At 72.9% G+C, this 14799-nt stretch carries 12 protein-coding genes; 3 read left to right on the top strand and 9 right to left on the bottom strand.

Annotation, left to right across the window (positions count from 1 at the left end; translation table 11 throughout):
- Window positions 1-6 precede the first annotated feature (6 nt).
- Window positions 7-1194 (bottom strand): xylose isomerase, encoded by a 1188-nt coding sequence (gene xylA / locus IF22_RS0117540; protein ID WP_030333283.1) that lies wholly within the window; start codon window positions 1192-1194, stop codon window positions 7-9.
- Window positions 1195-1272: 78 nt separating this feature from the next.
- Between xylA and IF22_RS0117535 the strand changes: the two genes are divergently transcribed.
- Both IF22_RS0117535 and IF22_RS0117530 read left to right on the top strand, forming a co-directional pair.
- Window positions 1273-2511: an ROK family transcriptional regulator gene (locus IF22_RS0117535; protein WP_030333282.1), complete on the top strand. Its 1239-nt coding sequence runs from the start codon at window positions 1273-1275 to the stop codon at window positions 2509-2511.
- Window positions 2512-2631: 120 nt separating this feature from the next.
- Complete coding sequence (locus IF22_RS0117530; RefSeq protein WP_245233659.1) at window positions 2632-4242, top strand: PP2C family protein-serine/threonine phosphatase; 1611 nt, start codon at window positions 2632-2634, stop codon at window positions 4240-4242.
- A 69-nt stretch (window positions 4243-4311) separates the two neighbouring features.
- Here the strand turns inward: IF22_RS0117530 and IF22_RS33140 are convergent, their stop codons facing one another.
- Window positions 4312-4977, bottom strand: a complete 666-nt coding sequence (locus IF22_RS33140) for a MarR family winged helix-turn-helix transcriptional regulator (RefSeq protein WP_245233658.1) — start codon at window positions 4975-4977, stop codon at window positions 4312-4314.
- Window positions 4978-5035: 58 nt separating this feature from the next.
- On the opposite strand from IF22_RS33140, the gene IF22_RS0117520 reads away from it, so the two are divergent.
- Window positions 5036-6166 carry a PP2C family protein-serine/threonine phosphatase gene (locus IF22_RS0117520; protein ID WP_030333275.1) on the top strand — a complete coding sequence of 377 codons (1131 nt, stop codon included), beginning with the start codon at window positions 5036-5038 and terminating at the stop codon, window positions 6164-6166.
- Window positions 6167-6173: 7 nt separating this feature from the next.
- Here the strand turns inward: IF22_RS0117520 and IF22_RS0117515 are convergent, their stop codons facing one another.
- The 7 genes from IF22_RS0117515 to IF22_RS0117485 all read right to left on the bottom strand — a co-directional run bounded on the left by IF22_RS0117515 (window position 6174) and on the right by IF22_RS0117485 (window position 14681).
- Window positions 6174-7655 (bottom strand): sugar transferase, encoded by a 1482-nt coding sequence (locus IF22_RS0117515; protein WP_030333273.1) that lies wholly within the window; start codon window positions 7653-7655, stop codon window positions 6174-6176.
- Between the two features lie 217 nt (window positions 7656-7872).
- Window positions 7873-9627: a substrate-binding domain-containing protein gene (locus IF22_RS0117510; RefSeq protein WP_030333272.1), complete on the bottom strand. Its 1755-nt coding sequence runs from the start codon at window positions 9625-9627 to the stop codon at window positions 7873-7875.
- 157 nt (window positions 9628-9784) lie between these two features.
- A complete protein-coding gene (locus IF22_RS0117505) occupies window positions 9785-10822 on the bottom strand; it encodes a lactonase family protein (RefSeq protein ID WP_030333270.1) in 1038 nt (345 codons plus the stop codon).
- A gap of 87 nt (window positions 10823-10909) precedes the next feature.
- Complete coding sequence (locus tag IF22_RS0117500) at window positions 10910-11512, bottom strand: GTP-binding protein (protein WP_030333268.1); 603 nt, start codon at window positions 11510-11512, stop codon at window positions 10910-10912.
- A complete protein-coding gene (locus IF22_RS0117495) occupies window positions 11493-11879 on the bottom strand; it encodes a DUF742 domain-containing protein (protein ID WP_030333267.1) in 387 nt (128 codons plus the stop codon). The genes IF22_RS0117500 and IF22_RS0117495 overlap by 20 nt, the downstream gene beginning before the upstream one ends.
- The gene (locus tag IF22_RS0117490) at window positions 11869-12291 is read right to left on the bottom strand and encodes a roadblock/LC7 domain-containing protein (RefSeq protein WP_030333266.1); all 423 of its coding nucleotides are present in this window, start codon (window positions 12289-12291) and stop codon (window positions 11869-11871) included. Before IF22_RS0117490 ends, IF22_RS0117495 begins: the two co-directional genes overlap by 11 nt.
- The gene (locus tag IF22_RS0117485) at window positions 12291-14681 is read right to left on the bottom strand and encodes a sensor histidine kinase (protein WP_030333265.1); all 2391 of its coding nucleotides are present in this window, start codon (window positions 14679-14681) and stop codon (window positions 12291-12293) included. Before IF22_RS0117485 ends, IF22_RS0117490 begins: the two co-directional genes overlap by 1 nt.
- Between the last annotated feature and the right edge of the window lie 118 nt (window positions 14682-14799).

Raw genomic sequence — 14799 nt, 5'->3', positions numbered from 1 at the left:
GGGGCCTCAGCGGGCGCCGAGCAGGTGCTCGACGGCGAGCTGGTTGAGCCGGACGAAGGCGAAGCCCCGGGCGGCGACAGCGTCCACGTCGACATCCTCGAACGCGGACCGGTCGGCCAGGAACTCCTCGTAGCCCTCGCCGTCGCCGAGCGTCGGCGTGCTCAGCTCGCCGACCTTGCTGGCGGCGAGCGCCTCGATCACCTCGGGGTCGGCACGGAACGCCGCCGCGCGCTCCTTGAGCAGCAGGTACGTGCTCATGTTGGCCGCCGCGGACGCCCACACCCCGTCCATGTCCTCGGTACGCGACGGCTTGTAGTCGAAGTGCCGGGGACCGTCGTAGGTCGGCCCGCCGTTCGGGCCACCGTTCTCCAGGAGGTCCACCAGGGCGAACGCGTTCATCAGGTCACCGTGGCCGAAGACCAGGTCCTGGTCGTACTTGATGCCGCGCTGGCCGTTCAGGTCCAGGTGGAACAGCTTGCCCTGCCAGAGCGCCTGGGCGATGCCGTGGGCGTAGTTGAGCCCGGCCATCTGCTCGTGCCCGACCTCCGGGTTGAGGCCGACCATCTCCGGGTGCTCCAACTGGGAGATGAAGCCGAGCGCGTGCCCGATGGTGGGCAGCAGGATGTCGCCGCGCGGCTCGTTGGGCTTGGGCTCCAGCGCGAACCGCAGGTTGTAGCCCTTGTCGATGACGTACTGGGTGAGCAGGTTGACGGCCTCGCGGTAGCGGTCCAGGGCGGCCTGGACGTCCTTGGCGAGGTCGTACTCGGAGCCCTCGCGGCCACCCCACATGACGAAGGTGCCCGCACCCAGCTCGGCGGCCAGGTCGACCTGGCGCAGCACCTTGCGCAGCGCGAAGCGGCGGACGTCGCGGTCGTTGCTGGTGAAGCCGCCGTCCTTGAAGATCGGGTGGGTGAAGAGGTTGGTGGTGACCATCGGCACCACCAGGCCGGTCTCGTCGAGGGCCTTGCGGAACCGGGCGATGTGCTGGTCACGGGAAGCCGCGTCGGCGCCGAACGGGATCAGGTCGTCGTCGTGGAAGGTGATGCCGTACGCGCCCAGCTCGGCGAGCCGGTGGACGGCCTCGACCGCGTCCAGCTCGGGGCGGGTGGCGTCACCGAACGGGTCGCGGGCCTGCCAGCCCACGGTCCAGAGCCCGAAGGAGAACTTGTCGGCGGGGGTGGGACGGGGTGCCATGAGCGACCTCCGGGGTGGTGGTGTCAGGTATTTGTTCAGCGATTGAATTATTTGCCCACCCTATGGCACTGTCAAGGGGTGAGCCTCACCCACGCCCCGGCCGGCGCAGTCCGTCAGGGCAGTCTGCGCGAGCTCAACCTCGCCCTGGTCCTCGGTCGGATCGCCGCGGCCGACCGACCCCCCTCCCGAGCCGACCTGGCGACCGCCACCGGCCTGACCAGAGCCACCGTCTCCGCTGTCGTCGAGGACCTGCTCGGCGGTCGGCTGGTCAGTGAGTCCGACCCCGCGCCCCGCTCGGGCGCCGGCCGCCCGGCGCGCGGGCTGGTCCTGGCCGAACAGGGGCCGGCCGGGCTCGGCCTGGAGGTCAACGTCGACTACCTGGCGGTCTGCGTGGTGGACCTCACCGGCCAGGTGCGGCACCGCACCGTGCACCGGGCCGACCTGCGTCCGGTGGCCCCCGCCGACGCCCTGGCCCACCTGGTCGAGATGGCCGGGGCAGCCCGCGACGACGCCGCCCACCAGGGCCTCACCCTGGTCGGGGCCGCGCTCGCGGTGCCCGGCCTGGTGGACGACGACGGGCTGGTCCGGCTCGCGCCGAACCTCGGATGGTCCGACGTGCCGGTGCCCGCGCTGCTCGCCGAGCACCCTCCGCTGGTCGAGCAGGTGCCCGGGGTCCCCGCGTTGACGGTGGACAACGAGGCCAACCTCGCCGCGCTCGGCGAGCTGCACTCGCAACCACCCGGCCCGTCCAGCTTCCTGCACATCTCCGGGGAGGTGGGCATCGGCGCCGGCATCGTGCTGGACGGCGCGCTGTTCCGCGGCGTACGCGGGTGGAGCGGTGAGATCGGGCACCTCCCGGTCCACCCCGAGGGCCGTCCGTGCCGCTGCGGCGGGCAGGGCTGCCTGGAGCAGTACGCCGGCCAGGAGGCGATCGTGTCCGCCGCCGGGCTGGCCCGGGCGGAGCTTCCCGCGGACACCGCGACCGCCCGGTTGGCCGAGTTGGCCGAGGCCGGCGACGCCGACGCGCTGCGGGCGCTGCACGAGGCCGGAACGGCGCTCGGCGTCGCGGTGGCCGGTGTCGTCAACCTGCTCGACCTGGACACCGTGGTGCTCGGTGGCGGTTACGCCGCGCTCGCACCCTGGTTGTGCCCCCCGGTCCTCGCCGAGATCGACGCCCGGGTGCTCACCGCCGCCTGGTCGCCGGTAACGGTCCGGCCGTCGACGCTCGGTGCGGAAGCCGCAGCGGTGGGAGCCGCCGGCTCGGTGGCCCGCCGGATCATCGCCCAGCCCGCCGGCTGGCTGGCACGCTCCGGCTGATCGCCGCCCCCGCGCCCCCGTCGGCACGGATCGGTACCCTTGCACTCAGGCAACGATCCCCGGTGAGGAGTCGAGAAGCAGCATGCGCACACGTCGCCAGACGCGAGCTGGCGTCCGGCGGTGACCACGACCCGGCAACCCGGCGACACCCCGCTGCCGGCCGACGACCGGTTGGCCCGCGAACTGCTCGACGGGCTCGCCGAGGCCGTGCTGACGACGGACCGGACCGGCCTGGTCACCCTGGTCAACGCCATGGCGGCCGAGCTGCTCCCGGAGATCGAGGCCGGCACCGGGCTGGCCGACTGCCCGGTGGCGGCCCTGGCCCGGGCGGTCGTCACCGGCGCCGACCGCTTCGACGCCGACCACCACGGCCGGCGACTGCGTGGCGTCCGGCGCCAACTCGCCGGCTCCCGGTGGGCGTGGTATGTCCGCGACGTCACCGAGGAGCACGCCCGCGCCGACGCCCTGCTCGCCGAACGCTCCCGCACCGCGTTCCTCGCCCAGGCCGGCAGCCGGCTGGCGCTGGCCCTGCACCGGGACCAGGTCCTCCTGTTCGCCACCACGCTCGCCGTCCCCTACCTGGCCGACGTCGCCGTGGCACTGCCCCGACCGACAGCGCCGGCCGAGCCACACGCCAGGTGGATCCGGTACGCCGACGGTGATCCGGCCCCGGTCACCGGGCTGGCCAGTCCCGCGCTGGCCAGCGCCGTGCCTGGTCTCGCCGAGGCGCTGGCCGGCGACCGCGCCGAGCCGGGCCGCTGGTCGGACGCCCCGCTCACCGACCTGGCCGACCTGCTGCCGCCCGGGTTCGGCCCCCCGGGGGCGGTGCTGGCCAGCCCCCTGCTGAACGCCAGCGAGTCGACCGGCGCCCTGCTGCTCATCCGTCGGCCCGGGCGGGCCGGTTTCGAACCACGCGACGTGGAGCTGGCCCGGGAGTTCGCCGCCCGCGCGGGTGCCGCGCTGGCCACCGCCGACCTGCACAGTGAGCAGGCCCACCTGGCCCAGGTGCTGCAGAGCAGTCTGCTCCCGCCCGAGCTGCCCGCCGTGCCCGGCGTGACGATGGCCGGCGGCTACCGGGCAGCTGGCGACACCCTGCGCATCGGCGGGGACTTCTACGAGGTGTTCCCGCACCCCGAGGGCGCCCTGTTCGCGCTCGGCGACGTGTGCGGCAAGGGCGTGGGCGCCGCCGTGCTGACCGGCCGGGTCCGCCAGTCGTTGCAGACGCTGCGGCTCGTCGAGCGACGCCCCCTGGAGCTGATCCGCCTGCTCAACCAGGCGCTGTTCGACGCGCCGGACGCCGCGCGGCGCAGCCAGTTCACTACAGTGCTGCTCGGTTCCCTGGACCGCAGGCCCACCGGACTGGACATCCGGATCGCCGGCGGAGGGCACCCGGCGCCACTGCTGGTCACCGCCGACGGCACTGTCACCACCGTCCCGGTCGGTGGCATGCCGGTGGGGGCGCTGACCGCCGCCCGGTTCGCCGAGGCGAGGGTGCACCTCGATCCGGGCGACGTGTTGCTCGCGTACACCGATGGGGTGACCGAGGCGCGCGGACCGCGCGACACGGCGATGTTCGGTGAGGCCCGGCTGCGGGCCGCGCTCGTGGCGGCGGCCGGGCAGCCACCGGCCGCGCTGATCGACCGGGTGCTGCGGGAGGTCGACGACTGGCTGGACGGGCAGGCCCACGACGACATCGCGATGCTGGCCGTGGGCGCGTCGACGCCGGCCTGACCGACGGCGACCGACCGGCCTGACCGACGGCGACCGACCGGCCTGACCGACGGCGACCGACCGGCCTGGTCAGGCGGTACGTGCCACCGGCGGGTCGCCGGCCGGCCACTCCCGGGTGCTGCCGGCCGTCGGATCCGGACCGCCAGCGGCGCCCGCCCACAACCCACGGGTCTGCCGCGCCGAATCGACCGACCAGTCCCCCGACCGCCCACCGGGCTGGTCCGGGCCGTCCGGCCAGTCCCCCGGGCCCGGCGGCTCCCCGGGCGTCGCCGGCCGCTGCTCCTGCTGGCGGCGCGCGGTCTCGTCGAACTCCCGCATTCCGCGCAGCAGCGCGTCGCGGCCCTCCCGGCTCATCCCGGTCAGCACGGCGTCGAGTTGGGCCCGGCGGTTGGCCCGTAGCTCGGCGAGGAGCCGGCGGGCCTCCGGGGTGAGGTGCAGCGAGATCTCCCGCCGGTCGAAGCGGCCCGGCTCGCGCTCCAGCATGCCGGCGGCGACCAGCCGGTCGCAGAGGCGGCTGGCGGAGCTGAGCAGCATGTCGAGTCGGGTGGCGAGCCGACGCAGGTTGATCCCGTCGGCCTGCTCCACCACCATCACTGCCCGTAGTTGGGCACCGGAGACCCGGTTGGCGGTCCCCTCCCGGGCAGATTCCCAGATCCCGAGCAGGGCAGCGGCCGCCGCGTCCAGCGCGGCAGCCATACTCGTCTCGGGGTCCGTCGGACGGTTCAGTTCGGCCATGGTGGCCCGAGAGTACTCCGAACCCACTGGTGGTCGAGCTTTCAGCGAGGGAGTGACGATGAGCAAACCGGTCGATCGGGCACGACGTGCCCTGAACGAGACACCAGCTGACCGGCTCGTGGGTGGAATCGGGGACGTGCTCGCCGGGTCGTACGGGATCACCGACGTTGAGCTGTACCAGGTCGACTACCGGCTCGCGGAGTTGCTGCCACTCACCGACGGTGACTCGATCACGAGCCCCGGGCACCCCGCCTGGCGCGCCTTCGACCACCAGTCGCCGCTACTGACCGACGGCGTCGCCTGGATGCCGGTCACCATGCGTGGCGAGCGCCGAGGGGTGCTGCGGCTGTCGCCCGTGCCGGACGACCAGGAGGTCGTCAACGCGCTGGCCGAGGTCGCCACCGCGCTCGCGCACGAGGTGGCGGCGGTCTCCGCCGGCACCGACGTCTACCGGGCGGCTCGGCGCACCCAACGCCTCACCCTGGCCGCCGAGATGCAGTGGGAGCTGCTTCCCGGCCGCAGCCGGATCCGTCCCTCGTTCAGCCTGGCCGGGCAGTTGGAGCCGGCGTACGCCGTGCGCGGCGACGGCTTCGACTGGTCTGACGACGGGGAGCGGCTCTGGTTGTCCACCATCAACGGCACCGGTGAGGGCGTGGCCGCCTCCCTGCTCACCTCCCTGGCCACCCACGCGCTGCGCAACGCGCGACGGGCCGGGCTGAGCCTGGCCGACCAGGCCGCCCTCGCCGATCAGGCCATCTACGACCTGTACCGGGGCGAGCAGCACCTGTCGGCGTTGCTGATGGAGCTGGACCTGCGCTCCGGGATGATGACAGTGGTGGACGCCGGGTCGCCCCGACTGGTCCTGCTCCGCGGCGGCGAGGTCAGCGAGCAGCCGCTGGAGGCGCAGTTTCCGCTGGGCATGTTCGAGGCGACCGACTACCACGAGCAGAAGTTCCCCCTGGAACTCGGCGACCGGGTCTTCGTGGTCAGCGACGGGGTGGTGGAGGCCACCGGTCAGCACATGCGCTACGGCGAGACGGCACTGGACCGGTTCCTACGGCGGACCGGGCCGATGGCACCGCTGGACGCGGTCCGGTCGCTGATCGGTGATCTGCGCGCGTTCGTGGCCGGTGACCTGGTCGACGACGCGGTGGTCGTCTGCCTGGACTGGACCGGCCCGCAGCCGTGACCTGTGGTCAGTACGCTCCGCGGCCGTTCAGCACCGCGCCGAAGGTCTTCCAGAGGATGGTGAGGTCGGCGGTGAGGGACCAGTTCTCCACGTAGTAGAGGTCGAGCCGGATGCCGTCCTCCCAGCTCAGGTCGGAGCGGCCACTGACCTGCCACAGGCCGGTCATGCCGGGCTTGACCAGCAGCCGCCGGGCCACGTCACCGTCGTAGCGGGCCACCTCCGAGGGCAGCGGCGGGCGCGGCCCGACCAGGCTCATCTGCCCCAGCAGCACGTTGACCAGTTGCGGCAGCTCGTCCAGTGACCATTTGCGCAGCAGCCGGCCGACGCGGGTCACCCGGGGGTCGTGGCGCATCTTGAACATCAGGCCGTCGGTCTCGTTGCGGGCGGCCAACTCGGCGAGCAGCGCGTCCGCGTTCACCACCATGGTGCGGAACTTGAACACGCCGAACTCCTGCCCGCCCCGGCCAACCCGGACCTGCCGGAACAGCACCGGACCCCGGCTGTCCAGTTTGATGGCCAGGGCGATGAACGCGATGAGCGGCAGCAGCACCGCCAGCGCCAGCGACGAGACGGACCTGTCGACGAAACCCTTCACCAGTTTGCGAACGCCGCGGAACTCGGGCGCCTCGACGTGGATCAGCGGCAGTCCGGCGACCGGGCGGGTGTGGATCCGCGGGCCGGCGACGTCGGTCAGCGCGGGTGCCACGACCAGGTCGACGCCGGTCCCCTCCAACTGCCAGCCGAGGCGGCGCAGCCGGGTCGCGGTCAGCTCACCCGAGGCGGTCACCGCGACAGTGTCCGCGCCGATCGCGGTGGCGGCCTCCGGGATGCCCCGGAACGACCCCACCACCGGCACGTCACCCAGCCGCTGCGCCACCGGCGCGAGCAGCGCGTCCGGGATGCAGGCGCCCACCACCTGGTAACCGGCGTACGGCTCGCGACGCAACGTGTGGACCAACTCCAACACGTGGGCGGTGTCGCCGACCACCAGCACCTTCCGGGACCAGCCGGCGCCGAGCGAGCGGGCCCGGTGCAGCCGCTTGCGGGCGGCGAATCGGGCCACCTCCAGCCCGACCGTGCCCACCGCGAAGGAGATGCCCAGGAAGCCCCGGGAGACTCCGACGTCGGCGATGTAGCCGATGATGGCGATCGCCCCGGCCAGGCGCAGGCTGGCGGAGCTGACCCGCCGGTACTCGTCCGCCCCGTAGCCGATCACCCGGTCGTCGTAGCAGCCGAGGGCCTTGAGCGAGATCAGCCAGGCCAGCACCAACCCGGGGGCGACCAGCACGTACGGGATCTCCGAGCCGGTCGGCTCGCCCTCACCGAAACGGGTGACGTACCCGATCAGCAACGCGATGATGAGGATGGTGGTGTCCAGCACCACCAGCACCCGGACGTAGGACCGTTCGTCGGCTCGTGCCAGCAGCCCGGTGCGTTGACCATCGGGCTCCGCCGACGTGGCGGGGGTCAACAGTGTCGCCACGCTCACCGGCCCTCCCACTCTGTACAGGATGGCCCCGGCCAACGGGTCGGACCGGAGGCGGACCGACCATGCCGGAACAGTCGACATCCTGCCCTGACAACTATGACTGCCGATTGCTTCCGACGTATTGCCGTCACTTTTCTTCAACAACTGGCGGGCCGAAAAGGGGCCTGCCACACCGGATCGACGGGTGTGGCAGGCTCCCCGACCGCTGAGCGTCGGATCAGCGCGGTGCTGGCGGGCGCCGCGCGATGGCGCTGAGGAAGATGCTGCCGATCTCGCTCGGATCCTTCGTGACGAAGACGTCGCCACCGGTCACCTTGGTGATCGACTCCAGCTCCGCCTTGCTGACGCCCTCACCGATACCGATCATGATGACCTGGACCGGCCGCTCCGGGTCGGCGGCCTGCTTGAGCTTGCCGAGCAGCTGCTGCTGGTTGAGACCGTTGTCGTCCTCGTTCTTGCCGTCGGTGAACAGCACGATCGAGTTGACCCGGCCGGGCTGCCAGTTTTCCTGGACCGCCTGGTACGCGGCAAACATCGTGTCGTAGAGGCCGGTGTCGCCGCTGGAGGGCTTGATGGTCGCGAGCGCGCCCTCCAACTGGCCGCGCTGGCCGGAGAGCGGGCCGATCGGGACCAGCTCCCGGTAGTCCCGGTTGCCGACGAGCTGGGTGGAGAAGGTCCACAGACCGATCGACCAGGAGTCGTCGAAGAGGCTGAGGCCACGACGGGCCGCGTCGACAGTGACCTCCTCCCGGCTGCGGTTGTTGGCGGAGGGCACCGGCTCCTTCATCGAGCCGGAGACGTCGATGACGGCGAGCATCCGACCGGACTGGGTGGCGATCGACCAGCTGGAGACGACCCGCTGGATGGCGGCCGGGTCCAGGCCACCCGCCGCGGTGCCGCCGTTCGCCGGTGCGGTGGGCGCGCCGCCGGACGGGCTCGGCGCACCCTGCGGCGCCTTGAAACCCTCGCCCCAGTTGCCGTCCGGCGCACGCAGCGACTGCGCGGCGAGCCGGTTACGGAAGGTCGGGCTGGTGAGCAGTTCGAACAGCACCTTGGCCGCCGACGCCTTGCTCGGCTCGATGCCGGGCAGCACCGCGTACGGGTAGTCCAGCGGCATCGGCGCCGGCTCCATGTAGAGCGCGGCGAGCGGCACCGGCGGCTTCTTGCTGTTGTACGCGATCACGTCTTCTTCGGACAGGGCCGCCGCACCGAGACCACTGGCGATGGACGTGGAGTCGTTGGCAGTGGGGAAACGGGCCAGCAGGTCGTTGCGGAGCGAGGAGCGGCCGGTGGCCAGTGCGCGCAGCGCGCCGACGGTGTTGCGCTGGGCGTCGCCGCCGGCCGCGCTGGCGGCGGCGGTCAGCGAGAGCAGTCCGGACAGGCCCGCCGCGTCGCGGGTCGGCTCGACGATCCCGGTCCGCAGCGGCGTGCTGCTGTTGACCTGCTTGAGCAGGTCGGTCCAGTTGAACTTCTTGTCCGGCCAGCCGAGCCGGGTGGCGATCGGCTCGGGCATCGCGACGACGATCGGGCTGCGCGCGATGGACGCGCCGTTGGTCGGAGCGAACGCCGTCGCGTCCTTCTTCAACCGCAGCAGCCAGGTCGAGGAGTCGGGCACCCAGACGTCGGGGCTGACGGCGGTGCCGCTGGCCTGCCCCACGCCGGCGAGCACCGCGCCGTGCTTGGCCGCCACCACGGCCGCGACGTCGACCGGGTCGGACGCGGAAACGTCGACCCGGATGCAGGTCGGGCCTACCGCCGCGCCGTCCTTCACCCACTGGGACGCCGCCGCGTCCACCGCTGGCGCGAGTTCGGAGGCGACCGCCACGGCGAGCCGGATCTCCCCCGAGCAGCTGGGCTGGATCAACTCCCGATAGCCGAACCACGCGCCCGTCGTGACGACGAGCACCCCGACCGTTGCGGCGGCGGCGGCTAGGTGGAGTTTCGAACGCATGCGATGGCGGCCTGCTGACACGGTGACCATCTTGCGTACTAGGTGCCGTCTCTGCCACATCCGTTCGGACTAAAGTTACGCAGGAGAAACAGTTGACCTCTCTTTTGCAACACAGAGTGACGTAGCAGCCTCGTGGCGTTGCCAAACGAGTGCGGCGCTCACGTCTCTAAACCATCGTTCAGGGCAAAACGCACGTCGGGCTCGGCACCGGAACCGGCTCGCCGACCGCCTCCGGGACGCCGGTTTCGGCGTCGCGCCGGAACACCCGCACCATGTCCGCCCGCTCGTCGGCGACGTAGAGGTGCTCCCCGATCAGGGCGAAGTGCCGGGGCCACTCGCCACCGGTGTCCACTTCGGCCACCAGCTCGGGCAACTCCCCGGCCAGGGTGAAGACCGCCACGGTCCCCGCCCCACGGTTGGCGACGTGGAGGAAACGGCCGTCCGGGGTGACAGCGACCTCCGACGGTTGGACGTGGCCGGCTCGCTCGCTCGCCTCGACCCGCCCGCGTTGGTGCAACGCGCCGTCGTCGGTCAGCTCGTACGCGGTGACCGAGGCGTCCAGCTCACCGACGAGGTAGCAGCGCCGTCCGTCCGGGTGCCGGGCCAGGTGCCGGGGACCGGTTCCGGGCGCGGTCCGCATCCGCGGCGCACGCGGCACCAGTCGTCCGGTCGCCGTGTCCAGGTCGTACCGGTAGACGGAGTCGGTGCCGAGATCCACGGCGAGGATCGGCCCCCGGCCCGGTCCCGGCGAGACCATGTGGGCGTGGGCGTGGTCCTGGCGCTCCGGGTCGGGGCCGTGCCCCTCGTGCACCACCAGGTCGGTGCGGTCGCCGGGCACGCCCCGCGGGTCGAGTGGGAAGACCGCGATGCTGCCGCTGCCGTAGTTGGCCGCCAGCAGGTGATCGCCGCCGGGCAGCACCGCCAGGTGGCAGGGCTCGGCCCCGCCGGTCGACCGGCTGCCGAGCGGGTCCAGCGCGCCGTCCGCACCGACCTGCCAGGCGCTGACCTCCCCGTCGGTCAGCTCGTTGACCGCGTAGAGCACCGGCTGGGTGGGGTGCCGCGCCAGGAAGGACGGGGACGGGGTGACCGCCACCGTGCCGAGCGGGGTCAGCGCCCCGGTCGTCGGGTCGCGACGTGCGGCGACGATGCCGCTGCCCCGTCCACCGCTCTGCGCGGTGTAACAGCCGATGTGGACGACCTCACCCTGACCGCTCACGTACCACTCCTCCGCCGGCATCCTCCGTTGATCCAACCAGAGCGTGCCCGCGTTGCCCGCCCGTTAACCCGCTTTCCGGCCCGGTTCTCAGGCGGCCGGCACCGGCTCACCGCGCTGCCGGGCCACGTGCTCCACCAGAGAGATCAAGACCATCTTCCCGGACTGCCGGTCCCGGGCGTCGCAGAGCACCATCGGCACCTCCGGGTCCAGGTCGAGCGCTCGGCGTACGGTCTCCAGGTTGAACCGGCGGGAGCCGTCGAAACAGTTCACGCCCACCACGAACGGGATGCCGCGCTGCTCGAAGTAGTCGATGGAGGGGAAGCAGTCGGCCAGTCGCCGGGTGTCGGCGAGCACCACCGCGCCGAGCGCGCCGAAGGCCAGCTCATCCCAGAGGAACCAGAACCGGTCCTGACCCGGCGTGCCGAACAGGTAGACCTGCAGGTCGTCGTTGATGGTGATCCGGCCGAAGTCCATCGCCACCGTGGTGGTGGACTTGCCCTCCACGCCGGAGATGTCGTCGGTGCCGATCCCGGCCCCGGTCAGCACCTCCTCGGTCTGCAACGGACGGACCTCGCTCAGGGCGCTCACCAAGGTCGTCTTGCCGGCCCCGAAGCCTCCCGCGATGAGGATCTTCAGTGCCAGCGGGATGGTGGTGCTGGTGCCCACCTGGTCACAGCGCACGGAGTCCACTGACCACCGCCTTGAGGATGTCGTCGTCGGGAAGGATGCCGGCTTTCGGCGGCTCGTGCACCGCGACCAGGCCCTCGGCGAGGAGATCACCGAGCAGTACCCGGATCACGCCGACAGCGAGGTCCAACTCGGCCGCCAGTTCGGCCACCGACACCGGCCGGCTGGCCAACGCGACGAGCCGTCGATGCTCGGGCAGCAGGTGCGCCTGACCCGCCGGGTCGACGTCCGCCGCCACCACGAACGCGACCAGGTTGAAATTGTCGACGGCGGAGCGTACCCGGCCCCGGGTGAGCGTGTACGGGCGCATCACCGGGCCGGCGTCACCGTCCAGCCACTCGTGCTGCGGCCCGGGCGGCTCAGTCCGCATCTCCGGCGTCCGCTGCCGATCGGGCCGGTGCGGCGAGGCTCTCCCCCACCCGGATCACCAGCATCGCCATCTCGTACGCGACCAGCCCGATGTCCGCGTCGGCGTCGCTCACCACGGCCAGGCAGGCGCCCTGCCCGGCGGTGGTGACGAAGAGGTACGCGGCCTCCATCTCCACCACCGTCTGTCGCACCGGGCCGCCGTCCACGTGCCGGCTGGCGCCGCGGGCCAGGCTGGAGAACCCGGCGGCGAGCGCACAGAGGTGCTCGGCGTCGGAGCGTTCCAACTCGGCCGAGCAGCCGAGCAGCAGGCCGTCGGCGGAGAGCACCACCGCCTCCCGGGCGGCCGGTACCCGTTGCACCAGTTCGTCGAGCAACCAGTCGAGGCCGGCGCTCTGCTTCGTCGAATGCCGCACTAGGCGTCCCTCTCAGTCGCGGTCGGTGGTTCGGGGCTCGTCGGCGGGTCGGTGGGTGCCGTCGGGACCGCGCTGCCGGTCGGCGTCGTCGGGCCCGTTGACGGCGGTGCCGTCGGGGTGACGGCGGTGGCACGGCCGCGCGCCGTGCCGGCCTGCAGCGCCGCCATCACCTGGCGGACCTCCTCGGGCGAGCGGGGTGACGGCGTGTCGCCGACTGTCGACCGGGGTTGGGCGGCGGGGGTCCGGCGGCGCACCCGGCGGGGCAGCCCGTCCAGCTCGTCGTCCGGCTCGTCGGAGGTCGCCGGCCCCTCGTCGGGCGTGCTGGCCGGCGCGGTGACCGAGGTCGGCGCGCCGGTGGGCGGGGCCGGCGGGGCCGTGCTGCCGGTCGGGGCCGTCGGTGGGCGGGTACGGGGTCGGGTCACCGCGCCCCGGCGTGCCGTCCGCACCAGTCGCCGGCCCGGGTCGGCCGACGCGGCGCCGAGCGTGGCCGGGTCGGGGCCGGCCGGCGGTTCGGTGGTGATCAGGTCGCCGGGGAGCAGCACCACGGCGGTCACGCCACCCTCCCCCGACGGCCGCAACCGCACCCGTACGCCGTGCCGGGCCGCCAGCCGGGCCACCACGAACAGGCCGAGTCGGGCGCTCTGCGCCGGGTCGAACTCCGGCGAGCTGGCCAGCCGGGTGTTGGCGGTCTCCAGCGCCGTGTCGGACATGCCCAGCCCCTGGTCGGTGATCTCCAGGGCGTACCCGTTGGCCACCTGCGCCCCGGTGACGGTGACCCGGGTGTCCGGCGGAGAGAAGGCGGTGGCGTTCTCGACCAGCTCGGCGAGGAGGTGGATGACATCGCCGACGGCCCGCCCCAGCACGCCGGCCGGTTGCACGTTGGTGATGTCCACCCGTTCGTACGCCTCGACCTCGGAGATCGCGCCACGGATCAGGTCGACCATCGCGACCGGGTTGCGCCAACCGCGGCCGGGGGCGGAGCCGGCGAGGATGACCAGGTCCTCGGCGTGCCGGCGGAGCCGGGTGGCCAGGTGGTCGACCTGGAACAACTCGGCCAGCTCGTCCGGGTCCTCGCTGCGCCGCTCCATCCGGTCCAGCAGGTGCAGCTGACGGTGCACCAGGCTCTGGCTGCGTCGGGCGATGTTGAGGAAGACCTCGTTGAGCCCGCGCCGCAGGGTGACCTCGTCCACAGCGGCCTGCACGGCGGTGCGCTGCACCTCGGTGAAGGCGCGCCCGACCTCGCCGATCTCGTCGTGGCCGTACTCCAGCGGCGGCGCCTCCCGGGCGACGTCGACCTGCTCGCCACGGCGCAGCCGGGTCACCACGTCGGGCAGCCGGTGCTCGGCCAGCTCCAGCGCGGCGGTGCGGACGCCGCTGAGCCGCCGGACCAGGGTGCGGCCGACCCGCAGCGCCACCAGCACCGAGACGACCACGGCGACGAGCCCGAGCACCCCGGCGGCGGCCAGCCGCACCAGGATGCGGACCGCCATCGGCACCGAACGGTCGGTGAGGGCGTCCGCCTCGGACAGCTCGAAGTCCCGCAGCTGCTGCTGCACCGCGTCCTGGCTGGCCTGCCAGGCCGCCGCGTCGACCGCCGGTCGGCCGGACCGGCTGGGTACGACCAGCGCGTCCTGCATGGCGCGCAGCCGGGTGAACGCCTCGCCCTCGGTCAGTCGTTGGTACGCGACCCGGCTGCTCTCGGGCAGGTCGGCCACGGCGCTCTCGGTGAGCCACCGTTGGTTGCCGATGGCCTGGACGAGCTGGGTGTGCTCCCCCTCGGCGAACCGTCCGGCGGTCAGCGCGCCGGCCAGCAGCGCGTCGCTCTGGCCGAGCAGCTCCCGGGAGCGGCCCAGCGCGGTGAGCGCCAGGGCCTGCCGGTTGATTCCCGGGTCGGTCAGGGTCGCCATGCCGGCGAACGCCTGAAAGGCCGCGGAGACCATGCCGCTGTACAGGTTGAGCGCGCCGGCCCGGTCCACCTTGCGGTCGTCGATGAACGTCCGCCCGCTGGGCAGCGCTGCCAGGGCGGTGATGAGCTGGTCGATCCGGGTTTCCAGCAGGTCGTCAGCGGCGTCGCGCAGGGGTTCGCCGTCCACCCGGCGGCGCAGCTCGGCGACCGCCCGGTCGGTGCGCCCGCGCTGCTCGGCGAGGGCGGGCAGCTCGGCGTCGCCGGCGAGCTGCACCACCGAGAGCCGGCGTTCCCGTTGCAGCTCGGTGACCACCGCCTCGCCGGGGCGACCCAGGTCGTACAGGAGGGTGCGGGCGGAGAGCAGGTTCAGGGCGGGACCGAAGGTCAGGGAGGTCGCGAAGATCCACAACGCCAGGAGCGCGGTCACCGGCGCGACGACCAACGCGGTCAGCTTCGAGCGGATCGGCCAGTCGCGGGTTTTCATCAGACCTCGCCCGTACAGGGTGGCAGGAGGGGCGCCGGCACCGCCGGGCAACGCTCCGGCCGGCTGCGCGCCCGGCCGTTCGTCGGGCACCGGCGCGGGCGCCTTGGGCAGGATACGT

Origin of the sequence: Micromonospora parva, assembly GCF_000718515.1 — a bacterium.
Lineage (GTDB): Bacteria > Actinomycetota > Actinomycetes > Mycobacteriales > Micromonosporaceae > Micromonospora > Micromonospora parva.
This window is presented reverse-complemented; position numbering and strand designations above follow the sequence as displayed.

Coding starts and splice junctions, on each gene's coding strand:
- xylA (WP_030333283.1), bottom strand. CDS start 1,194: ATGGCACCCCGTCCCACCCCCGCCGACAAGTTCTCCTTCGGGCTCTGG.
- IF22_RS33140 (WP_245233658.1), bottom strand. CDS start 4,977: ATGGCCGAACTGAACCGTCCGACGGACCCCGAGACGAGTATGGCTGCC.
- IF22_RS0117520 (WP_030333275.1), top strand. CDS start 5,036: ATGAGCAAACCGGTCGATCGGGCACGACGTGCCCTGAACGAGACACCA.
- IF22_RS0117495 (WP_030333267.1), bottom strand. CDS start 11,879: ATGCGGACTGAGCCGCCCGGGCCGCAGCACGAGTGGCTGGACGGTGAC.
- IF22_RS0117485 (WP_030333265.1), bottom strand. CDS start 14,681: ATGAAAACCCGCGACTGGCCGATCCGCTCGAAGCTGACCGCGTTGGTC.